Genomic DNA, 21,159 nt, shown 5'->3' on the forward strand with positions numbered 1-21,159 from the left:
CCCGCGGAGGCCGCCTATGCGCGCGTCGGATGCGGCGAAACATCCGACGCGCGCGAATCTCCAATTGGAATTAGTACACGCGATCGTTGAGCGTGCTCCAGAGCTTCTTGGACTCGGCCATGGTCCACGCGTTGATCTTGTCCTCATCAATCCCAACGAACTCACGATCCTTGTACAGGACGCGGCCGTTGATGATGGTGGTGCGGCAGTTTTTGCCCATCATGCCAAAGAGCATGTGGCCGTCGATATTCTCCTCGCTCAGCGGCGTAAAGGGCTTGTAGTCCATGACGATGACATCGGCGGCAGCGCCGGCCTCGAGCACGCCGAGCTTGCGATCGAAGTACTTGCTCGCCATCTTGGCGTTGTTCTCGAACAGCATGGTCATGGCCTCGCACCAGCCCACGTTGGGCATGGCGGCGTTGTGGCGCTGAATGATCAGGAAGACCTTAAGGCTCTCGAGCATATCGTGGGTGTAGGCGTCGGTGCCCATGCACACGGGGATACCGCGGCGGAAGAACTCGAGCACGGGGGCGCAGCCCACGGCGTTGCCCATATTGGATTCGGGGTTGTTGACGAGCCAGGTACCGGACTCCTTGACGATATCCATCTCGGCAGGCGTCACGTGGATGCAGTGGCCGAGCATGGTGTCGGGACCCAGCAGATTGTGCTGCAGCAGGCGCTCGACGGGGCTGATGCCACCGCGGTTGAGGCGGGAGTCCCACACGTCATTCATGCCCTCGCACACATGGATGTGGAAGCCGGTCAGGCCGTTGTTGGCCTCGGCCATCTTATCCATGGTCTCGTCCGACAGCGTAAAGGTGGCATGTCCGCCAAACATGGCGGCGATCATGTGGTTGTCGTTATCGCGACGCTCCTTGGCGGCCCACTGGGCAAACTCGGCGTTCTCGGCAATGGCCTGGTCGCATTTTTCCTGGCCGCGGCGATCGGAGACCTCGTAGCACAGGCACGAACGCATGCCCAGCTCCTGAGCGGCATCCTTAATGGTAAAGAGGCTTCCCGGAATCTCGCAGAAGCTCGCATGGTGATCGAAGATCGTGGTGACGCCATCGCGGATGGAGTCAAGAATCGTGGCATAGGCGCTGGCCTTGGTGCCGTCGAGCGTCAGGTTGTCGTCGATCTTCCACCACTGCTGCTCAAGATTCTCCAGGAAGTTGGTAGGGTTACAGCCCTTAATGGCAAGGCCGCGGGCCAAACCCGAGTAGATGTGGGTGTGGCAGTTGATGAGTCCGGGCATGATGAGGTTGCCCCGGGCGTCGACGTACTCGGCATCCGGGTACTTGGCCTTGAGCTCGCACTCGGGGCCCACTTCGACGATCGTATCTCCGTCAATGGCGACCGCACCGTTGGGGATGAACGGGGTCTGAGCGTTGCGAGTAAAGACGGAACCGTTAGCGACCAGAAGCATGAATGCTCCCTTCAACATCAGGGGCGGGGTTTGACACCTCTGACATAGCGGAAGTGCGAAGCGCCGGCCTACACCGGAAACGGGCCCTCTCCCGTCAACGCTTCACCAAAGGGACGAACCCTTTGAAGTGCGGCTTGGCGCCGCATGACGTCGGCGGACGAGGCGATGCGTCCGCCGACGAATAGCACCGAATTGGTTACTTCTTGCTCTCGGGCAAGACCAGATCAACGGCAGCGTCCTTGGCAGCATCGATGTGCTGAGCCACGACCGGCGTCTGCGGAAGGATCAGGTTAAGGACAATGGCCATGATGGCGGTGGGGGTTACGGCATTGGAGCCGATGACGGTGGACACCCAGGCGGGCATACCCTCGCCGGCAAGGCAACCGCTGGCCATCCAGATACCCAGGCCAAAGACGACGGAGGTACCGACGATGGTGGTAGTGCGCTGCGTGAGGCCCTCGCGGGTGAACATGCGAACGCCGTTCATGGTGATGGTGCCAAAGACGCCGACGGTCGCGCCGCCGATGACGGGCTGCGGGATAGCGGAAAGGACGGCAGAGAGCTGCGGGAACAGACCGGCGATGGCAAAGACGGCCGCAATGATCACAAAGACCCACTTGTTGACGACCTTGTTGGAGCAGATGATGCCCACGTTCTGGCCAAGGGCGCTGGTGGGAAGACCGCCCAGCAGGCCGCCGACCATAGAGGTGAGGCCCTGGGACACGATAGCGCCGGAGAGCTCGCGCTCGGTGGGCATACGGTCGATGGAGCCCAGGCAGGCGGCGGAGACGTCGCCGATAACCTGGATGGCAACCATGGGGAACACGACGGCGAGGGTAATGCAGACCTCGGGATCAAACTCAAGCGCGTAGGGCATGAGCTTGGGAAGGGCGAAGACCTGAGCGGTGGCGACGCTGGAGAAGTCGATCATGCCAAAGGGGATCGAAACGATCATGCCAACGATCATGCCAAAGAACACGGAGCCCAGTTTGAGCGTGCCCTTGCCAAAGTTGGCGAGCGCAAAGACCACGGCGAAGGTGATAAGAGCGACGCACCAGGCCTGCGGGGTGCCCCACAGCGGCGTGCCCATGCCGCCGGCCATGTACTTGACGGCCGTGGGATAGAGAGAGACGCCAATGGAGAAGATGACCGTACCGGTCACGACGGGCGGGAACAGCCACTTAATCTTGCTGTAGGCCAGACCAAAGAGGACCGCAACGGCGCCGCCGACGATCTCGCCGCCCAGCAGCGCACCAAAGCTAAAGCCCGAGGCGCCCATGGCCTGCAGGGCCGGCAGGAACGCGAACGAAACGCCCATGACGATGGGCAGGCCGCCGCCGATGCGACGGAAGGGAGCGAAGGCCTGAAGGGCCGTGTCGATCGCCGAAAGAATGAGCGCGACCTGAATGATGTCGGTGCTCTGCTGGCTATTAAAACCGTAGACGCCGGCCATGATGACAGCCGGGGTGATGATACCGGCAAACGAAGCCAGTACGTGCTGAAGGGCACACGGGATCATTTCTTTAACGGGAGGCATGCCTTCACGAGTGAACAGGGCTTCAGTGCCGTTCGTAACCGTCTCCTGGGTCATTTGACCACCAATCCTCGAAATAGTTGTTTTCGCATCTAACGCTCTATTGTGACGCAGTGCGGGGTTGAGGTTGTGCCTTCGTTGCATATCGTATTAAAGATGATTCTCATTCTCAATAATAATTTTTTGTTATCAGACTATTCTTCAGCTGAGATAATGCATTTCCGCAGGTCAGGAAAGTGTCTGTTCAAAATTACATCTAACTTTTCTTTTGGTCGACCGTTTACCGCCAAATACCTACCGCTCATCTGTATTACGCAATGTACCTGCGAATATGTGAGTCAATAGACACCGTGTTACCATGAGAAAAAATTGTTATGAACATTTCCGATTTCACCCAAAGGAGTTGCCCGTGAACGAGACCGTACGTCGCTTTTTGCCGATGGTCGATTTTCTGGAGCAGATACTCGGCAAAAACAGCGAAATCGTGCTGCACGATTTCTCGGATCCCGACCACGCCATCGTCGATATTCGCAACGGCATCGTGAGCGGCCGCAAGGTCGGCGGTCCCGCCACCGATCTGGCACTCAAGATCATGCACGACGCCAAGTATCGCGACCTGCCGTTTATTACGGGCTACGAGGGGCGCGGTGCCGGCGGCAAGACGTTGGAGTCAGCGACGTACTTTATCCGCGAGAATGACGAGATCGTCGGTATGCTCTGCGTCAACACCGATCTCTCGACCGTGCGCTCCATCAACGCCATGGCGCAGCAGCTCATGGCGTGCTTCGACGCGGCGCCGACGCGCACGGAGCCCGCCCCTATCGAGGTCGAAAGCCTTTCGGAGTCCACACAGGAGCTCATCGACCGCAGCATTGCCGAGTTGCTGAGCGCGCGCGGGCTGGATGTAGCGTCGCTTGGTCAGAGCGACCGCGTGGACGTCATTCGCCACCTCAACGGCAACGGGGTGTTCATGCTCAAGGGCGCCGTGGCCTGCGCCGCCACCTCGCTGGGCATCTCGGAGCCCAGCGTCTACCGCTACCTGCAAAAAGTCCGCAAGGAGGGCTAACGAGCAAAATGGAGCGCGGCTCCACAAGCGATTCGTCACCTGACAAAAGACCCTGCAGCTCGCACGCGCTGCAGGGTCTTTTTGCATGTCATGTTTAGTTGTGGTCAACGCCTTAGAGAGCGGCGACGACCTCGATCTCGACCAGACCGCCAGCCGGAAGAGAGGCAACCTGGAAAGCGCTGCGCGCGGGGAACGGGGCCTCGAACTTGGAGGCGTAGATCTCGTTCACGGCGGCGAAGTCGGCAATGTCAGCCAGGTAGACTGTGGTCTTGACGACATCGGCAAAGGTGGCGCCGGCAGCGGTCAGCAGGGCCTCGACGTTAGCAAGGGACTGCTTGGCCTGGGCCTCGACGCCCTCGGGCATCTTGCCAGTTGCGGGATCGATGCCCAGCTGGCCGGACAGGAACACCATGTTGCCGGTCTGGATACCAGGGGAATACGGGCCGATGGCTGCGGGTGCGTTATCGGAAGACACGACGGTCTTGCTCATGTTTTTCTCCTTACAAGTAAAAGGGAACGGGAGCGCGGCGTTCACACCGGGAGGCACAGTTCGGTCTGAACACCGCGCTTGATTGGGATAGTACTCAAGGTTTCCGCGCGATGCAAGATTATTATCACGTTTCGAGAATATTTTATCGTCCAACGGTTTCCCCGGACCGCTGAACGGTTCTCATGTGAAGCAGCCAGTCCAAGCTGCTGAAGACTTTATCCCGCTTAGAGCACGGGCATCGCCTGCCGCGACGGCACCACTATACTTTTGAGTATCTGAGCATTTTGAAAGGCAGGATATGACCGCAACCGCCAGTCGAACCACCAACCGCAGACCCGAGCTTTTGGCGCCCGCCGGAGGCCCGGAGCCCTTTGCCGCCGCGCTCGCCGCCGGGGCAGACGCCATCTACTGCGGCATGGGCAGCTTCAACGCCCGCCGCAAGGCCACCAACTTTACCGACGAGGCCTTTGAGCAGGCCTGCCGCGCCGCGCATCTGGCCGGCTCGCGCGTCTACGTCACGGTCAACATCGTCATCAAGGAATCCGAGATGAGCGATGCGCTGCAGCTCATCCATCGCTGCTCCACGCTGGGCGCCGACGCCTTCATCATCCAGGACTGGGGCCTGTTCTTTGAGGTCAAGCGCACGATGCCCAGCATCGAGACGCATATCTCGACCCAGGCAAACATCCACGACGACCGCGGAACCCTTTGGTGCCGCGAGCAGGGCGCCGACCGCGTGACCCTCTCGCGCGAGCTTTCCATCGACGAGATTGCCGCCATTCACGATGCCGCGCCCGATGTGGACCTTGAGGTCTTTAGCCATGGCGCCATCTGCTTTTGCTACTCTGGCCTGTGTCTGCTTTCGAGCTTTGCCATGGCGGGCCGCTCGGCCAACCGCGGCATGTGCGCTCAACCCTGTCGCCTGCCTTACGAGCTGATCGACGAGAACGGCCGCTCGCTCTCCCCTGCCGGTCGCGAGCGCGCGCTGTGCCCGCGTGACACCAACACTTCACAACTTGTTCGCCGCCTGTATGACGCCGGCGCCGCGTCGCTCAAGCTCGAGGGCCGCATGAAGGCGCCCGATTACGTGTATTCCATCGTCGACGTGTATCGTCATCAGATTGATGACATGCTGGCCGGAACCACCGTTGCCAAGGACGAGAAAGACGCCCGCCAGCGCCAGCTCAAGCGCTGCTTTAACCGCGACTTTACGCACGCCTATCAGGACGGCACCTCGGGCGACGAGATGATGAGCTATGAGCGTTCCAACAACCGCGGCCAGATCGTGGGCACGGTGCTGGGCAGCCGCCCGGCCAACCGCGATGTGCGCGGCCTCAAGCCCGACGACCGCCGTCGCCGCGCCGCCATCGCCCGTATTGAGCTGTTTGAGCCCGTGGGCAAGGGCGACCTGCTGGAGCTTCGCCACGATAACGAGTTTGACCAGTTCCTGACCACCATTGCCGCCGATGATGCCGCAGCCGGTGAAGTCATCGAATGTCGCGTACCCCGCAGCATGCCCGAGGGCTGCCGCGTCCGCGTGATTCGCAGTCAGCGTGCCATCGACGCCGCCGGCGCCGCGCTCAAGCGCGATGTGCTGCGCCGCCGAGCTGTTGATGTGTCCGTCGTGGCGCGTCTGGGCGAGCCGTTTACCGTTACGCTCACCTGCTGCGACGACCCTTCGCTTACGGCCACGGCCACGGGCTTTACCGTCGAAGCCGCCAAGACCCGTGCGGTCGAGGCGTCCGATCTGGTTGAGCACGTCGGCCGCATGGGTTCCTCTCCCTTTGAGGCTGCGAGCTTTGAGGTGGCGCTCGATGAGGGCTGTGGCATGGGTTTCTCCGCCGTACATAAGGTGCGCGCCGCCGCTTGCAAGGCGCTGGAAGAGGCCATTCTGGCGCCGTACGCGGAGCGCGCGAAAACGCTCGAGCTGCCGGCGATTGTCACCAGTGATTCCCGCCCCGCGCCCGAGCACTACCGCGACGAGCCGCAGATCTGCGCCACCGTCACCTCGCTCGAGGCCGCCGAGGCAGCGCGGGCGGAGGGTGCAACGCGCATCTACATGACCACCGACGCGCTCGATGCGGCCAAGCTCTCCCCCGCCGATACGTTTGAGCAGGGCATCGTACCCGTGCTCGATGAGGTCTGCCGCGCCGTTGACCACGTCCGCGTTGACCCATGGGTTGTTGCCGGCGCCACGGTCGCTATTGGCAACATCTCTGAGCTTGCCCTGGCCGCCCAGGTTGGCGCCACGGCCGAGATTCGCTCTTGCCTGCCGGTGCACAACACGCCCTGCATGGAGGCGCTTGCCGAGCGCGGAGCCGGTGCGTTTTGGCTCTCGCCCGAGATCACGCTCGACGAGATTATCTCGCTCGGCACCGCCGCGCCCGCGGCTCTGGGCATCACCGTCTTTGGCCGCCCGCGCGTCATGACAAGCGAGCATTGCATTCTGCAGGTTGCCAACGGCTGCATCCACGATTGTGCCAACTGCCGCCTGCGTGCCCGCAAGCTCTCGCTCAAGAATATCGACGGCAAGGTCATGCCGGTGCGTACCGACATCCACGGCCGCTCACGCCTGTACGACGCCTACCCCATCGACCTCACGCCGCAAGTTCCGCAGCTGCTCGATGCCGGCGTGCGCCGTCTTATGGTCGACGGAACCTTGCTCGAGGCCGATGAGATTGGCCGTGCCGTCGCTCGCGTCCGTCGCGCTGTCGAGGCGGCTCAAGCCGGCCGCAAGCCGGCCGCCCGCCTGCGCGGCGCCACCTCGGGCTGCATGTTTGTGGGAATTAGCTAACCGAAAGGCTTACACGTGAACGAAGAACCTCAAGTCCTCTACTGCGACGCCTGGCTCATGGCCATCGACAAGCCCGCCGGCATGATCGTCCACGGTGACGGCACCGGCGAGCGCACACTTACCGACTACGCCAGCGACCTGCTGCTGGCGATGGGCGACGGCTTTGCCGCGACCGACATGCAGCCGCTCAATCGCCTGGACCGTGACACCACCGGCGTGGTGCTGTTCTCACTCGACAAGCAGACGCAGCCCGCCTTTGACCAGATGATCATCGACCACGCTTTCGAAAAGCACTACCTGGCGCTCGCCGAGGGCAAGATCGACTGGAACGAAAAGCTCATCGACAAACCCATCGCCCGCGACCGACACGACAGTCGAAAGATGCGCGTCGGCGCCAGCGGCAAGCCGTCTCAAACGCGCGTGAAGGTACTCAAGCGTCTTAAGAGCCGTCGTGGCCTGCCTACGCGCTCGTATATCGATGTCGAGCTGCTCACCGGCCGCAAGCACCAGATCCGCGTGCACCTGGCCAGCGAGCATCATCCCCTGGTTGGCGACGACCTGTACGGAACGCCGCGCCCCTGCGGCCTGATGCTCCACGCCCACAGCGTGTCCTTTACGCATCCCGTAACCGGCGAGCACATCCACATCGAAGCCCCTTGCCCCTGGGAGCCCTAAACCACCACAAAGGGGACAAGCACCTTTATGGTGGTTTTGCCGCAATGGCTCAGCCGCGGTCCCAAAACGTCTCGATCTGTAACAGTTAGAACCCATTTTCCGGTCTATCTGTTACAGATCGAGACATTCGAATCCCCCTTAAGGGAAAATCTCAATCTGTAACAGTAACTCGGCAAAATCGATCCCAGATGTTACAGATTGAGACAAAGGGACGGCGCGGTTCGGAAGCATCTCAATCTGTAACACCTATCCCACTTTTAACGGTCCAGTTGTTACAGACTTAGACAGAACCAGTAGACGACGAAAGCGGCAACGTCCGTGATGGACGTTGCCGCTTTTCTATTGAGAAAACTAAATGGTTTTGACCTTGCCCCGCCGCTAGACCGTGACGACGTTGTCCATTGCCCGGTACTTGGCGGGGACCTCGCCCGCGGTGATGATCGTCGCGTCGCGGAAGTCCGCGAACTTGACGGGCGCCACCATGCCAAATTTACTGGCGTCCGAGATTACGAAGCGCTTGGCCGTATGGCGCATCGAGATACGCTTTACTTGCGCCTCCTCGATATCGGGCGCCGTGAAGCCCTGCTCGGCGGCAATGCCGTTAGAGCCCCAAAAGCCACAGTTGAAGTTGTAGCGGTCTAAGGTTGCCAAGGCATCGGGGCCAACGAGCGCCTCGGTCTCGGGTTTGAGCTCGCCACCCAGCACCACGGTACGCATGCCGCGCAAAGCAAGGCGTTGAGCATGGAGCACGGAATCGGTCACATAGGTGACATCTTCAAGGTGTGGAAGATGCTCGATGAGCCTGAGCGTCGTCGAACCCGAGTCGATGTATACAAAGCTCTCGGGCTCCACAAGTGCCGCCGCACGGGCGCAGATACGTTCCTTGTCGTCGTTATGGAGATCGCTGCGCTCATTAAGCGTTAGGTCGCGCGTCACGTGCGCGCGCTCAAGGCTCGTCGCCCCACCGTGCACCTTGGCGATACGGTGTGCGCGATTGAGCATCTGCAGGTCGCGCCGAATGGTAGACGCCGTCACGCCCAGGGCTTCGGCAAGCTCCGGCACGGTAACCGAGCCGGTCTGCTGAACCATCGACACGATCGCGTTGAGCCTATCTTCCGCTAGCATCGCTTACTCCTCCTCGGGGTACACGACTCCCCAGTCGGCGCGTAGCTTGGTCATCAGCTCCATAACATCAGAAGCATAATCCAGCAGCTCACGCTTAGAGTCGTCGCCGGCAACGGCCTTCTCAAGATCGGCCATCTCATAGCAAAGGGCGTAAGCCTCGGTGCCGGCGTGGACCTCCTCGCGGTGGCCGTCCGCAGTCCACACGATGGTCGCGTGATCGGCGCGCGGATACTCGTTGACCTCGATATAGCACTTATCGAAGCTAATAATCGAGCGCTTGGGTTGCTTGGAGTGGAGCGTGAGGCTCACAACACCCAGCTGCTGCTCGGCATTACGGCAGACGATGCCGCCCGCAACGTCAACACCGGTCTCACAGGTGTTGCCCAACGAAACGACCTCAATGGGCTGGCTTGCCATAAAGAGACGCATGACGGACAGGGCATACACGCCAATGTCGAGCATGGCACCGCCAGCAAGGTTGCGGTTGTAGAAGCGATTGGTCAGATCGCCGTACTCCTTGTAGCTACCAAAGTTGAGCTGGGCGAGGTTCATGCGGCCGAACTCACCGGCATCCATGCGACGGCGCAGCTCTTGATACAAGGGCATATGAAGCACCGTGGTGGCGTCCATGAGGACGACGTTGTGCTCGTCGGCGATGGCACGCGCCTCGTCGAGCTCAGCGGAATTGAGGGTAATGGCTTTCTCGCAGAGCACGTGCTTGCCGGCGGCCAGCGCGTCACGCAGATAGGTGATATGCGTGTTGTGCGGCGTGGTGATATAGACGGCGTCGATGCCCGGATCGGCGTAGAGGTCCTCAACCGATTCATAGACCTTCTCGATGCCATACTGCTCAGCAAAAGCCTGAGCCTTGGACAGCGTACGGTTGGCGACGCCCGCAAGCTTGCGGCCGGCAAGAGCGAGAGACTGGGCCATCTGGTTGGCGATAACGCCGCACCCGATCACAGCCCAACGAAGCTCGGGAGCCGTAAAGATATCATCGGGGAATGGCTTGTCCTGGACCGAAGCGAACGCTGCTTTTGCGGCTGCCGCGGAGTCGAGTGGAGCCTGCTTGGAATCTACCATATGTGCCTCCTGTGTCATAGAACGTCTTGCATTTCGGATAGCTCTATATTCGCACAAACACGCGCGTCTGTGCGCGTTTTTGCGTATCTCACCGCTAAACGGTCATTTTTGTCCCGTAAACGGCGCATCTATACGCATATTCACGCAATCCCACGCACGCAAATACGCACAAATGCGAACCGGTCATTGCTCAGAGACAGGGGCTTATGCTTAGAACTCAAAAGACAGGATGATCCGCTTCGCCTTCGCTCATGGCGCGCTGCAGCTCTAAGGACCGTCCCAAACTGCCGACAGAAAAGGAACGTTCCAAACTGCAGACAGAAAAAGAACGTCCCCAGGCGCCGGCATTTCAAGAGCACTCATTTAAGTCTGTCCCCAATGAGTGGGAGTAATCAGAGACCCTTTGCGAGGGAGGCCGGACGTGGCCTTCCTCGTTTTTATTCATGGACTTTAGTCCGTGCCGCGCGGCACGCGCGGCATAGAAAGCCACCCGCTCAGCGGGTGGAGGCCAATTTCCGCTACGCGACAAAAACCTTCCCCCTAGCATGAGGATTGTTCAGGTCATCATACTAGGGGGAAGGTGATTGCTGTGGCCCAGAAAGCCAACAGCCTCGCGTACACGAAATGGCTGTGCAAGTACCGCATCGCACCGAGGTCAAGCTCATCGCCGCCATCGTCGAGAAGCACCCCAAGGTGCGCTTTGCCGCGAGCCGCACCTCGGCCCACGCCGACCTCTACGACCGCATGGAGCAGGCCCTGTGCGAGTGCGTGGCCAACGCGGTGGAGGTCGTCCGCTCCGACATCAGCCCCGCGCTTCTTGTCCACACCGGTCCAAACCTCGTGGGTGTGGCGGTCCAGGGACTCTAGCGGAGGCGGGGCGTCCTGCCCCAAAAACAAATGCAAAAGACGAGCACTTCTTGCCGCTCAATTGGCAAGAAGCGCTCGTCTTTTCTTAACGCGTTGTATGGCGGAGAGAGCGCAAGTTACGCGAGCGCCCTTCTTGCCAGCTCGGCCGCGCCGAGGATTCCTTGGTCGCCGCCGCAGCCCGGGGCGCAGATGTAGCTCTCCATGTCCTTAAGCTCGGCGGTCTGGATGTAGCCACCCAGATATTCGAGGGTCTTCTTGCGGACGATGCCGTAGAGCTGCTCCTGGTGCATCACGCCGCCGCCGAGGACGATGCGGCGAGGCGAGTACATGAGCACGAGGTTCGCGCACATCTGCCCCAGATAATCCCCCTCGAGCGCCCACACCTCATCGTTGTCCGCGAGCTCGGCCGCGGGCTTTCCCCAGCGCGCGGCGATGGCGGGGCCGGAGGCGAGCCCCTCGAGACAGCTCGCGTGGCTCGGGCAGACGCAGCGTCCCTCCTCGGTGGGACGGGTCCTTACCAGCATGTGACCGGCCTCGGGGTGCAGCATGCCGTGAAGGAGTCTGCCCGCGCACATGACGCCCGCGCCCACGCCGGTGCCGATGGTCACGTAGACGGCGTCCTCGAGCCCCTTGCAGCAGCCGAAGACCACTTCGCCGAGGCAGGCAACGTTCACGTCCGTGTCGTAGGCCACCGGAATCCCGAGGGCGTCGGCGAACGCGGCGCGAAGGCCATGGCCTCGCCACGCGAGCTTGGGCGTCTGGAGGATGGAGCCGTAGCGCTCGTCGTTGGGGTCGACGCAGGTCGGGCCGAAGGCGCCGATGCCCAACGCGTCCACATCGCGGGCGGTGAACCACTCGATCATCTGCGGGACGGTCTCGGCGGGCGTAAGCGTCGGGGTCTCCATACGGTCGAGGACCTCGCCGTCGCCGGACACCACGGCACAGACCATCTTGGTCCCGCCGGCTTCGAGGGCGCCGAGCCTCATTTGCTTTTCGCTCATGTGATCCTCCTTACAAAGGGACGCCCGCAGTCATGGTCAACCGCGGGCGCCCATAACGTTGGCTTGTTTCGAGGCGACCCTACCTGGGCACGCGGTCCTGCCTTGCGGCAAACGGGGCGAGCACGGCGTGCGGCTCGCTTTGGTACCAGTAGGCGACGGTGGAGATGTCGTCCTCGCGCTCGTAGAGCTTGATGTCGTCGTTGCCGAGGTCCTGGAACGTCACGCGCAGGTCCTCCTTGAACGAGATCGGGTCGGGAAGGTGCCACCTGTAGAGGCCGTGCCTGGGCAGCGCGTCGTCGTTAGTCGCGAGCATCGGATTCGGGTTCGGCTTGCCCGCGCTGAAGCGGTCGCGCGTGGCGTCGCGCGTCGAGCGGTACGGGTAGCCGGCGAACAGCGTGTTGAAGCACTGCGCCTCGGGCAGCGCGTGGGGCGGCCTGTCGAGGAAGGCCCAGGCACCGCCGAAGTAGTCCTCGGCTCCCGTCGAGGTGACCGTGGGGAACTCCTCGTCGCCGTCGAGGAAGAACTTCATCTCGCCCTCGCCCCACCAATAGCGCTCCAGGGCGCACAGGGCCATGTAGGTGCCGACGTAGTAGCCCTTGCCGCGCACGCCGTCGAGCACGGTGTAGTCGACGCCCCTGCGGGTGCTGCGCTCGCGGTTAAAGCGGGCGTGGAAGTACATGGCGTCGTCCGGCACGTCGGTGAGCGCGTAGTTGAACGTGTAGAAGATGTACTTAATGAACCCGGGGTGCTCGCTCGTAAGCGTGACCTTGGCGTGCTTCCTGAAGGGCATCTCGAAGTAGCAGTTCATGCCGCCCGTCGGGTTCACGCAGATGGGCATCGAGTTGACGATGGCGCGCTCACCGAAGCCGTTGCAGAAGAAGTCGCCGACAGGGCACTCGACCGAGGGGGTCTCCTCGTCGTCCCAGTAGAAGCGCAGCACGAGGTCACGCATGACGAAGCTGCCGGCGGCGGTCTTGTCGGGGACGGTCATCCAGATGTGGCGGATGATGCCGGGGCCCTCGATGTCCGCGAGCGTGATGGTCTCGCCGGACTCAAGGGGCACGCAGCACGAGCCCTTGCGGCCGACGCCGAGGTGGCTGGCCGACATGGCGGCGCGGCCCTTCTCGCCCGTGATGTTCTCGGGGGTGATGGCGCGGCTTTCCTCACCGCCGTGCATCCACACGTCCTTAAGGAACTCTCTCATCGTCGACCTCCTCTATTCGTCGTCGTCGCACTCGGCGGAACTGGCACCGTTCACGTAGATGATCTGCTGGCGCGCCTCGTTGACGAGGGCGTCGAAGTCGAGTTTCTCGTCGGGGCGCGCGAGCGCGACCGTCATGGCGAGCGGGAGGTTGACACCCGCGATCACGTGGATCCGGTCGGAGGCGAAGCGGGAAAAGCGCTGGTTCACGCTGCCGCCGTACGCGTCGGTGAGGACGACGACCTCGTCAGTGCCCGAAAGAGCCGCCTCGACCGCCGCGTCGAGCCCCTCGCCGTTGTCGTTCACGTAGGCGCACACGGCGTTGACGGCGTCGCCCTTACCCGTAAGGAACTCGAGGGTGTCCTTGAAGCCCTGGGCGAGAAGGGAATGGCTCGCCACAACTATCTTTCTCATTGATTCACCAATCTCTTGGGTCGAAGCTAGGCGAGGATGCCGGCGGCGGAGGCAACCATCGCGAGGACGATCACCACGAGGATGAGGGCCGTCATGCTCGCGTTCTTCTTGGTAAGAAGGTAATACGCGCTTCCCGTGATGGCGGCGGGGATCATGGCAGGCAGGATCTTGTCGAGCAGCGGCTGAATCTCCATCGCGACGTCGCCGAAGCTGAAGCTAATCGGGCAGGTGACGCCGATGACCGAGGCGATGAGGCAGCCGACCACGGTGAGGCCGAGCACGGAGGCGGCGGCAGTGAGGTTGGGAAGCTTCTCGCTGAAGTCGGTGACGAGCTTCACGCCCTGCTTGTAGCCGAACTCGAGGGCGTGCATGCGGACCCAGAAGATGGCCAGGATGAGCGCGAACCAGATGCCGGCTCCCACGGGGTTGCCCTCGATGGCCATGTAGGCGGCGATGGAGCCCATGATGGTCGGGATCATGGTCATGAGCAGGGAGTCGCCGACGCCGGCGAGCGGTCCCATGGTGCCGATCTTCAGGTCTTGGACGGCGTCCGCCGCCGCTAGGCCGTCGCGCTCCTCCATGGCCACGCAGGCGCCAAGGATGATGGCGGCGAGCCAAGGCTGGGTGTTGTAGTAGCGGAAGTGGTTGTTGAGCGCTTGCTTATAGTCCTCGTCGTTCGTGTAGATCTTCCTCAGGACCGGCGAGAGGGCGTAGGCGACTGAGGCGCCCTGCTGGGTCTGGTAGTTGAAGGTGCACACGCTCATGAGCCAGCGCCAGTTCGCGTTGCGCAGGTCCTTCTTGGTGACCTTGTAGCCGGAGGGCTTGCCCTCGGCGACGGCGGTGATGTTCTCGTTTTCCATGGTTACTCATCCTCTCCGATGAAGGCGTCTGCGGAAGCGTGGGCGGCGAGCTCGGTGTCCCTCTCGGCACGCTGGTAGAACGCAATCGCGAGGGCAACGCCGACGATGGCGGCGCCGATGATGGGCACGTTCAGGAAGGCCGAGAGGAAGAAGCCGGCGAGCAGGTACTGGAAGTACTTGGCGGTTGGCATGTAGCGGAGCAGCATGGCGATACCGACGGCCGGGAGCATCTTGCCGGCGAGGGTGAGGCCGGAGAGGAACCACTGGGGCATGACCTCGAGGAGCCAGTTGACGGCGGGCTGGCCGAGCGTCACGGAGACAAAGACGGGCAGGGCGGCGCACAGGCCGAAGAGCGCGGGGCAGACCCACAGGATGGCGTTCATCTGATTGAACTTACCCTCGTTGCAGAACTTCTGGGACTTCTCGACGACAAAGCCGTTGAGGATCTTGGCGACGACGTCGAGCTGGATGCCGAGCATGCCGACCGGCAGGCCGATGGCGAGGCCCGTGTCGGAGCCCAGGGTCACGCCGTAGGCGGTGGCGATGATGGCCATCGTGCCGTAGTCGGGAATGGAGGAGCCGCCGAAGCCCGCGACGCCGAGCTGCATGAGCTGAATGGTGCCGCCGATGACAAGGCCGGTCTTCCAGTCGCCCATGACGACTCCGGTGATGAGGCCCCAGAAAACGGCGTAATTGACGAAGATCATCGGGATGCCGTAGTAGTCCACGTGCTTGATGAAGGCCAGCAGGGTCAAAAGGACGACCTGCAGGATAGTGAAGTTGACCATATTTCCCCCTTAGATGAGGTCTGCGACGGAGACGGGCTTGTCGGCGGGCACGAACTGGGCCGTCACCTTGACGCCACGGGCGATGAGCGCCTTGTAGCTCTGGACGTTCTCGGCGGAGGCGTAGGCGCGCTGGGTGAGCTGGATGCCGTCCTCCTTGACGAGCGAGCCGCCGACGACCAGCGACGGGAGCTCGACGCCCGACTCGACCAGGCGAAGCATCGTCTCGGGCTCCTTGGCGATGACGAAGACCTTCTCGCGGTCGTACTTGCCCGCGGCGAAGTTCTTGAGCGCGGTCTGCTCGGAGATGATCGAAACGGCCATGCCCGCGGGGCGCGCCATCCTCATGGTGGACTTCAGGACCTCGTCGCCGGCGACCTTGTCGTCGATGACCATGACTCGGGTCGCGCCCGACACCGGGGCCCACTGCGTCACGATGATGCCGTGAAGCAGGCGATTGTCGATTCGTGCCATAACAACACTCATGTTTGCTCCTATCAAATGAAGTTTTACGTTCGGTACTGCCTCGGCGCTATCCGGATTCGCGCCGGGCAAGGGGTTATCGGATTATTGAGGACGCGCGGTCAGCTTGCGGCGGCGCGGGGAAGGTCACTCGTCGAGCAGGAGGTCCGAGGAGCCGAGGCGCTCTTCTCGCGCCGGGGCGGCGCTCACGCTTATGTAGTCGAAGACATATGCGATCTCGCTTACGGGAACCTCTACGCGATAGCGCGTCGAGATGCTCGAGAAGCTCTGCCTGAAGGACTCGATGAAATCGGCGCGTTCCTCCTCGAAGCGGTCCTGGCCAACGTAGGTCTCAATGGGGTTTCTGGTAACAAGGCGCTCGACGAGACAGCAGAGGTGAACGTAGAGCCCAATGATGGCGTTGCTGCCGATCTTCTCGCCTGTCCTGCGCTGAAGCTCGTGCACGGCGCTCTCGATCTCATGGAATAGCCGCTCCGGGTCGAGGATGGTGATGGAGCGGATGACGTTCTGCAGCGTCATGTTCGAGAGCAGCTTCTCGTGGAAAGAAGAGAGCTCGGAAGCGTCAAGCCACCTGCCGAACACGGCATCAACCTTAGAGGCGGACGCCGTCGACATGATGTCCTCGAGGGCGACGAAGGGGACGGAGGCGACCCCGGGGTCTCCCGTGCCGATGACGGCGCAGACGCGGTGCTCGGAGAAAACGGCGTCGTTCGACCCGTTCGCGACGAGCTGCTTGAAGGGCCTCGTGAGCAGGCGCGCGCCTATGGTGCGCGGGAGGCTCTGCGAGACGAGCTGGCGTATCCTCTCCGCGGCGTCGACCCCGGACTCGGAGCAGAAGACGATGGCGTCCTCACGGTTGACGCGCTCGATCACCTTGCAGTGCGTCACGCACGCGGCGGTCGCATCGCCAAGAACCTCGGCGATGGACTTGCCGCCGAGCAGCCCGACCCCGATCTCGAGCGCAAGACCGGTAGAGACGTTGTTCACCACGCCGATAGTGGAGTCGGTAACGTTCTCGAGGGCCTTATAGGCCTCCTCCAAGGAGCCCATGTCGACGAGGAACACGACCCCGGTGCAGTAGGAATGGCGGTCGACGAGGCGCTGGAGCGGACCGACGATGTCCTTCAGCTGCTGGTCGTAGGGCATGTCGACAGCCTCGTACACATGCATGCCGAGCATACGGTTCGCCGCGTCGGCGATGCTCGTCGCCGTTGAGTAGCCGTGGGACAAGATGACGCAGAGCGTCCGAAGGGCCTTCGCATCGCGAGACTCCGATGCGACGCACAGCGTCAGAAGCGTCTTCGTGAAGTGATCGAGCGAGATTCCCAGCGCCCCTTCCACGTCTGCGGCGACCTGATCGGAGACACTCGAGGCAAACGGCAATTCGGAGGTCACGGCACCGAGGAGATGGGAGATTTGCTCCGCACAGGCAGACTTTCGCTTAGCCAGGCCGATACCCGGCCACAACTGCAGGCAAATCTCCTGGGCCAGTAGAAAAGCGACCTTCCTCGAAAGCTCGATGCCATAAGAAGAGCCTGCGTCGGCAAGGACCGCGCCCACGACGCGCTCGAAGGCGCGCGACCTCGAGGAGGCGACGCCGTGGTCGAAGATCAAGTGATCCTCAACGCCGCGCACAGCGGAGACAGCTTGCGAGACAAGCTCGGAGACAGAGAGCTCCCCGGCGCAGAATCGCTCATCGAGGGAGCACAGGGCATCGAGCGCCTGCTCGACCGGCCCTGTGCTCTCGGCGGCATCCAGAGACGCGTCGATCAGAACGCCATCGTCGGGCTGTTGATCGATCTGCGCGGAGGAGAGGAGCCCGCTGGGAAGAAGATACGGGCGAACGACGACGTAGTCGCCCTCGCGATTGAGGAACGCTTTGGCGCAGCAGTTCGTCACGCAGGCGCGCAAGCCGGCGATGTTATCGGAAAAGTCCGCGTTCACGAGGCAACGGTATGCGCCGCGGCTGATCTTCACATCAGAACCGATTCGGCACCCCTCGCTGCGCAGGAAGCTCAAGATGAGATCCTCGCGCTCCTCGGGGGTCCGCTCCTTGAGTGAGGGGACGCGGGCACAGATGGGCATTTTGCTGTAGGCCGAGGAAACCTTCAGGTCATCGGCGGATAGCGTCGTCGAAAGAACGAGGCGAGCGCGCGGCGCATCCTGGGAGGCATCGAGCCCGAGGGCCGTCGCAAGGCAGTGCTCCATCGCAGAGGGAGAGAGTGCCTCGATGCCGTTGACAAAGACCACACCCCCGCGCGCATTCGCGATCGACTCGTCAAGAAGCCCGTTGAACGAGGCGGCGTCCGGGACCCCGGCGCAGTCGATGCGCACATAGGAGGAGTCGCGGGACAGCAAGCCCTGGTTCTTGCCGTACTCGTACACAAGGCGAGAAAGGAAAGACTTACCGACACCCACGCCGCCGCTCAAGAGGATGGGCAGGCCAAACGGAGGGTACTGAACCGCGGCCTTGCACTGCTCGACAACGGAGCTGAGGCTCATGTCGATGCCCACGGCACGCGCGAAGTCGCGGTGATCGGCGATTCCCGTCGCCTGGATGAGGTCGGCGAGCGAGGCGTACTCGCTTGCAGAGAGCTTTACCTGAAAACGCTTCTGGAACGCGCGGCGATGAAAATAACGGACAGGCCTGCCCGCCACCTTAACCACAAGACCGGCGCGAACAAGGTCGTTGAGGTACTGGCTCGCCAGGCTCCTGGAGATGATGAGTGTCTCGGCGATGTCGGAGGTGGACAGACGGGCAAGGTCGTCGAGCGAGACGGCAGAGGTGAGGGCCTCGAGATGCTCGAGAATCCTGTCCCTCATGTCGACGGGTTTCTTTGCCAAGCTGTCCTGTGTGGTCTTGTCCATGACTTCTTACCTCCTCGTACAAGGAGTATAAGGGGAGAACAGAGAACGGAAGGGGGCGCGTGGGGGAATCAACAGCTCCGAGGAAAAGTCCACCACTTGAGGGGCAGAAAACAACGGCCATTGAACATTCAGGGCCGACGCTCAACACTTCGGCTCGACACTTCGCTTTGGAAAGGGCCCCGGCGCGCCGGGGTCCCAACATAAAGAAGGGCCCCGGCGCGCAGGGCCTAAAGCTTAACCATGCGCGCGGCGATGCGGGCGCAGTCGCAGGCGGCCTTCTTCTCGAAGGTGTTGTAGTCGACGACCCGGCCCTCGGCGCAGGGCTTGTCGCTGATGGCGCGCACGACGACGAGGGGCACGCCGTTGAGATAGGCGGCCTGCGCGATGGTGCAGCCCTCCATCTCGCAGCACAGGTCGCCGAAGATCGCGAGGATTCGCTCCTTCTGTTCCGCGGGCGAGACGAACTGGTCGCCGGAGACGACGCGGCCCTTGAGGACCTTAATGTCGGGGGCGACGGCGGCCGCGGCGGCGCACGCCGCCAGCAAGGGCCGGAACGGATCGCGCAAGATCAAGGCGTCGCCCGGGAGGTCGGGCGTTACCGTCAGCCGGCGCCGCGTCTGCCGCATCATGAGGGAGAACGGCCTGGCCGGCGCATACGGCAGGAAAAGGTTCAAGGTGCACCCCGGGGCGATCAACGAGGCCGACGTGTCGAACGTCGTCGCGCGCGGCTTCGGCGGCAGGGCGCCGTACACCCATATATGCAGCGACTTGGCCTGCGTGCGCGTCGGGGCGTCGTGGAACTACGTCTGCCTGCTCGTCGACCTCTGCAACGGGGAAATCGTCGGCCACTCCGAAGGATCGAGGAGGGACGCGCGAGCTCCGAGCCAAGCTCTTGGATTACGTGCACTGGTACAACAACTTCAGGATCCACTCGACGCTGGGCTTCATGTCGCCGGTCGAGTTCAGGGAGGCGGGGCCGTCCCTCCCGGAATCGTCCAAATAAGTGTTGCCAATCCATAGCCAATCCAGCCATCATCTCCGCGAAGGAGGACGTCAGGAAAAGCTCGGCTTGAGCTCGGTCGGACGCGGTCTGTGGGGCATCATTCAGGCTCAGGGGGTCTCCTTGTCTTCTTCGGTCGCAACCTGAATGATAGGGCCGGCCCCTTCTCTCTTTCCCCTTCGTTTTCGACGCGTCACCCTCTCGGCGGGCTTAAGGCCCGCGCTCGCGGGTGCAGGGGCTACGCCCAAACCCCAAAAACGTAACGCCGTGCTCGAAGCGTTTCCGGACGTCAGCGTAATCTCAAATCCCGTTCGTCAACTCATGGGCAAGCCACCTGAGACTACTCATTTCTCCTACTGGCAATGAAGACCTGCGACCTGCAGTTTTGCAAACTGCTTGAAAGCCACCTGCGTTGATTCACTTCCTATTGCAGCTGGCGGCTTGCACGCGAAAAGGCATTTAAGTTTCAAAACGGGCGTTTTCGGCGCTATCGAGCCTCCAAAGGCATCCCGCCGCGCCCTTTGGGACAAAAACAAAAACTCAAAGCCCTGAGTTCGAAAATAGTTTTTGGAGTTGTCCCGACTTTTGTCCCCGAAGCCGACGAAACGCGACAGGGTGTCACCTGGCGGCACTCGATTCGAGACGGCACCGAAAACTGGATGCAACCGGAATGACGGGACGGCAGAACCGAAGTCATCGAGTGGGGATAGAAAAAGGCCCGGGTGCCGTGGCATCCGGGCCTTTGCTAGCAACTTGATGTTGCGGGCAGCTTAGAACTTGTGGCCGCACTTCTTGCAGACGCGCAGCTTGTTCTTGCCGTCCTTCTCGTGACCGACGCGGGTAACCTTACCGCACTCGGGGCAGACGAGATTGACGTTGGAGGCGTCGATGGGAGCCTCCTGCGAGACGATGCCGCCCTGCTGGTTGGCAGCGTTGGGCTTGACGGCCTTCTTGACGACCGAAACGCCCTCGACAACGACCTTGTTCTCGGCGGGGAGAGCACGCAGGATAACGCCCTGCTTGCCGCGATCCTTACCAGAGAGAACCTGGACCTTATCGCCCTTCTTGATATACATATATCTCCCCTAACTACAAGGTCTCGGGAGCGAGCGAGACGATCTTCATGTACTTCTTGTCACGAAGCTCGCGAGCGACGGGCCCGAAGATACGGGTGCCGACGGGCGAACCATCGTTGTTGATGACAACGCAGGCGTTCTCATCAAAGCGAATGTAGGAGCCATCCTTGCGGCGGATCTCCTTAACGGTGCGAACGACGACGCAACGGACAACGTCCTTCTTCTTGACGTTGGCGCCAGGGGTAGCCTCCTGGACAGCACCGATGAACACATCGCCGATGCCTGCATAACGACGCTTGGAACCGCCAAGCACCTTGATGCAGCGAATCTTGCGAGCGCCGGAGTTGTCGGCGACGTTCAGCATGGTTTGCATCTGAATCATGGTAGATGTTCCTCCGAACTAAGAACCGA

Annotated in this window: 20 protein-coding genes and 1 pseudogene; 6 read left to right on the plus strand and 15 right to left on the minus strand. The window is 61.9% G+C overall.

Features of this window, described 5'->3' with window-relative positions:
- Nucleotides 1-70: 70 nt before the first annotated feature.
- Together ssnA and DXD77_RS02045 are read right to left on the minus strand one after the other, a co-directional pair.
- The gene (ssnA, locus tag DXD77_RS02040; protein ID WP_117647559.1) at nt 71-1,426 is read right to left on the minus strand and encodes a putative aminohydrolase SsnA; all 1,356 of its coding nucleotides are present in this window, start codon (nt 1,424-1,426) and stop codon (nt 71-73) included.
- Between the two features lie 196 nt (nt 1,427-1,622).
- A complete protein-coding gene (locus DXD77_RS02045; protein ID WP_055285183.1) occupies nt 1,623-3,017 on the minus strand; it encodes a uracil-xanthine permease family protein in 1,395 nt (464 codons plus the stop codon).
- Nucleotides 3,018-3,369: 352 nt separating this feature from the next.
- Here DXD77_RS02045 and DXD77_RS02050 point away from each other — a divergent pair, with 352 nt between their 5' ends.
- The gene (locus tag DXD77_RS02050) at nt 3,370-4,026 is read left to right on the plus strand and encodes a transcriptional regulator (RefSeq protein WP_233506701.1); all 657 of its coding nucleotides are present in this window, start codon (nt 3,370-3,372) and stop codon (nt 4,024-4,026) included.
- 112 nt (nt 4,027-4,138) lie between these two features.
- Here the strand turns inward: DXD77_RS02050 and DXD77_RS02055 are convergent, their stop codons facing one another.
- Nucleotides 4,139-4,516 carry a RidA family protein gene (locus DXD77_RS02055; protein ID WP_117583058.1) on the minus strand — a complete coding sequence of 126 codons (378 nt, stop codon included), beginning with the start codon at nt 4,514-4,516 and terminating at the stop codon, nt 4,139-4,141.
- 298 nt (nt 4,517-4,814) lie between these two features.
- Between DXD77_RS02055 and DXD77_RS02060 the strand changes: the two genes are divergently transcribed.
- On the plus strand, nt 4,815-7,310 hold the full coding sequence (locus DXD77_RS02060) for a U32 family peptidase (protein WP_117647561.1): 2,496 nt from the start codon (nt 4,815-4,817) through the stop codon (nt 7,308-7,310).
- Nucleotides 7,311-7,325: 15 nt separating this feature from the next.
- A complete protein-coding gene (locus tag DXD77_RS02065; RefSeq protein ID WP_233503005.1) occupies nt 7,326-7,985 on the plus strand; it encodes an RluA family pseudouridine synthase in 660 nt (219 codons plus the stop codon).
- Nucleotides 7,986-8,363: 378 nt separating this feature from the next.
- Here the strand turns inward: DXD77_RS02065 and DXD77_RS02070 are convergent, their stop codons facing one another.
- Together DXD77_RS02070 and DXD77_RS02075 are read right to left on the minus strand one after the other, a co-directional pair.
- Nucleotides 8,364-9,110 carry a DeoR/GlpR family DNA-binding transcription regulator gene (locus tag DXD77_RS02070; protein WP_117647563.1) on the minus strand — a complete coding sequence of 249 codons (747 nt, stop codon included), beginning with the start codon at nt 9,108-9,110 and terminating at the stop codon, nt 8,364-8,366.
- Between the two features lie 3 nt (nt 9,111-9,113).
- Nucleotides 9,114-10,193 carry a Gfo/Idh/MocA family protein gene (locus tag DXD77_RS02075; protein WP_117647565.1) on the minus strand — a complete coding sequence of 360 codons (1,080 nt, stop codon included), beginning with the start codon at nt 10,191-10,193 and terminating at the stop codon, nt 9,114-9,116.
- A 624-nt stretch (nt 10,194-10,817) separates the two neighbouring features.
- Here DXD77_RS02075 and DXD77_RS02080 point away from each other — a divergent pair.
- Complete coding sequence (locus DXD77_RS02080) at nt 10,818-11,060, plus strand: DegV family protein (protein WP_117635339.1); 243 nt, start codon at nt 10,818-10,820, stop codon at nt 11,058-11,060.
- Between the two features lie 116 nt (nt 11,061-11,176).
- On the opposite strand, the gene DXD77_RS02085 is transcribed toward DXD77_RS02080, so the two are convergent.
- From DXD77_RS02085 to DXD77_RS02120, 8 genes are all read right to left on the minus strand, one after another.
- On the minus strand, nt 11,177-12,061 hold the full coding sequence (locus tag DXD77_RS02085; protein ID WP_199407873.1) for an ROK family protein: 885 nt from the start codon (nt 12,059-12,061) through the stop codon (nt 11,177-11,179).
- Nucleotides 12,062-12,140: 79 nt separating this feature from the next.
- Nucleotides 12,141-13,265: a glycoside hydrolase family 172 protein gene (locus DXD77_RS02090; RefSeq protein WP_172676343.1), complete on the minus strand. Its 1,125-nt coding sequence runs from the start codon at nt 13,263-13,265 to the stop codon at nt 12,141-12,143.
- A 12-nt stretch (nt 13,266-13,277) separates the two neighbouring features.
- Nucleotides 13,278-13,676, minus strand: coding sequence for a PTS sugar transporter subunit IIA (locus DXD77_RS02095; protein ID WP_089572475.1), 399 nt, complete (start codon nt 13,674-13,676; stop codon nt 13,278-13,280).
- 26 nt (nt 13,677-13,702) lie between these two features.
- Entirely contained in the window at nt 13,703-14,536 is an 834-nt protein-coding gene (locus DXD77_RS02100; protein ID WP_089572476.1) for a PTS system mannose/fructose/sorbose family transporter subunit IID, read from the minus strand.
- 2 nt (nt 14,537-14,538) lie between these two features.
- Nucleotides 14,539-15,324 (minus strand): PTS sugar transporter subunit IIC, encoded by a 786-nt coding sequence (locus DXD77_RS02105; RefSeq protein WP_089572477.1) that lies wholly within the window; start codon nt 15,322-15,324, stop codon nt 14,539-14,541.
- Nucleotides 15,325-15,333: 9 nt separating this feature from the next.
- Nucleotides 15,334-15,807 carry a PTS sugar transporter subunit IIB gene (locus DXD77_RS02110; protein WP_089572478.1) on the minus strand — a complete coding sequence of 158 codons (474 nt, stop codon included), beginning with the start codon at nt 15,805-15,807 and terminating at the stop codon, nt 15,334-15,336.
- 123 nt (nt 15,808-15,930) lie between these two features.
- Nucleotides 15,931-18,672, minus strand: coding sequence for a PRD domain-containing protein (locus DXD77_RS02115; protein ID WP_117647567.1), 2,742 nt, complete (start codon nt 18,670-18,672; stop codon nt 15,931-15,933).
- 227 nt (nt 18,673-18,899) lie between these two features.
- Nucleotides 18,900-19,217: a hypothetical protein gene (locus tag DXD77_RS02120; RefSeq protein ID WP_197032764.1), complete on the minus strand. Its 318-nt coding sequence runs from the start codon at nt 19,215-19,217 to the stop codon at nt 18,900-18,902.
- Here DXD77_RS02120 and DXD77_RS10535 point away from each other — a divergent pair.
- Nucleotides 19,174-19,281, plus strand: a pseudogene (locus tag DXD77_RS10535) (hypothetical protein); the annotation flags it as partial. The gene DXD77_RS02120 and the pseudogene DXD77_RS10535 sit on opposite strands and share 44 nt — an antisense overlap.
- 292 nt (nt 19,282-19,573) lie before the next feature.
- Nucleotides 19,574-19,675: an IS3 family transposase gene (locus DXD77_RS10540; RefSeq protein ID WP_233506709.1), complete on the plus strand. Its 102-nt coding sequence runs from the start codon at nt 19,574-19,576 to the stop codon at nt 19,673-19,675.
- Nucleotides 19,676-20,442: 767 nt separating this feature from the next.
- Here the strand turns inward: DXD77_RS10540 and rplX are convergent.
- On the minus strand, nt 20,443-20,748 hold the full coding sequence (rplX, locus tag DXD77_RS02130; protein WP_099432059.1) for a 50S ribosomal protein L24: 306 nt from the start codon (nt 20,746-20,748) through the stop codon (nt 20,443-20,445).
- 13 nt (nt 20,749-20,761) lie between these two features.
- Nucleotides 20,762-21,130, minus strand: coding sequence for a 50S ribosomal protein L14 (rplN, locus tag DXD77_RS02135; protein WP_006235041.1), 369 nt, complete (start codon nt 21,128-21,130; stop codon nt 20,762-20,764).
- Nucleotides 21,131-21,159: the final 29 nt, after the last annotated feature.

The organism is Collinsella sp. TM09-10AT (assembly GCF_003436275.1).
GTDB lineage: Bacteria > Actinomycetota > Coriobacteriia > Coriobacteriales > Coriobacteriaceae > Collinsella.

Coding starts and splice junctions, on each gene's coding strand:
- ssnA (WP_117647559.1), bottom strand. CDS start 1,426: ATGCTTCTGGTCGCTAACGGTTCCGTCTTTACTCGCAACGCTCAGACC.
- DXD77_RS02045 (WP_055285183.1), bottom strand. CDS start 3,017: ATGACCCAGGAGACGGTTACGAACGGCACTGAAGCCCTGTTCACTCGT.
- DXD77_RS02055 (WP_117583058.1), bottom strand. CDS start 4,516: ATGAGCAAGACCGTCGTGTCTTCCGATAACGCACCCGCAGCCATCGGC.
- DXD77_RS02060 (WP_117647561.1), top strand. CDS start 4,815: ATGACCGCAACCGCCAGTCGAACCACCAACCGCAGACCCGAGCTTTTG.
- DXD77_RS02070 (WP_117647563.1), bottom strand. CDS start 9,110: ATGCTAGCGGAAGATAGGCTCAACGCGATCGTGTCGATGGTTCAGCAG.
- DXD77_RS02075 (WP_117647565.1), bottom strand. CDS start 10,193: ATGGTAGATTCCAAGCAGGCTCCACTCGACTCCGCGGCAGCCGCAAAA.
- DXD77_RS02080 (WP_117635339.1), top strand. CDS start 10,818: ATGGCTGTGCAAGTACCGCATCGCACCGAGGTCAAGCTCATCGCCGCC.
- DXD77_RS02085 (WP_199407873.1), bottom strand. CDS start 12,061: ATGAGCGAAAAGCAAATGAGGCTCGGCGCCCTCGAAGCCGGCGGGACC.
- DXD77_RS02090 (WP_172676343.1), bottom strand. CDS start 13,265: ATGAGAGAGTTCCTTAAGGACGTGTGGATGCACGGCGGTGAGGAAAGC.
- DXD77_RS02095 (WP_089572475.1), bottom strand. CDS start 13,676: ATGAGAAAGATAGTTGTGGCGAGCCATTCCCTTCTCGCCCAGGGCTTC.
- DXD77_RS02100 (WP_089572476.1), bottom strand. CDS start 14,536: ATGGAAAACGAGAACATCACCGCCGTCGCCGAGGGCAAGCCCTCCGGC.
- DXD77_RS02105 (WP_089572477.1), bottom strand. CDS start 15,324: ATGGTCAACTTCACTATCCTGCAGGTCGTCCTTTTGACCCTGCTGGCC.
- DXD77_RS02110 (WP_089572478.1), bottom strand. CDS start 15,807: ATGAGTGTTGTTATGGCACGAATCGACAATCGCCTGCTTCACGGCATC.
- DXD77_RS02115 (WP_117647567.1), bottom strand. CDS start 18,672: ATGGACAAGACCACACAGGACAGCTTGGCAAAGAAACCCGTCGACATG.
- rplX (WP_099432059.1), bottom strand. CDS start 20,748: ATGTATATCAAGAAGGGCGATAAGGTCCAGGTTCTCTCTGGTAAGGAT.
- rplN (WP_006235041.1), bottom strand. CDS start 21,130: ATGATTCAGATGCAAACCATGCTGAACGTCGCCGACAACTCCGGCGCT.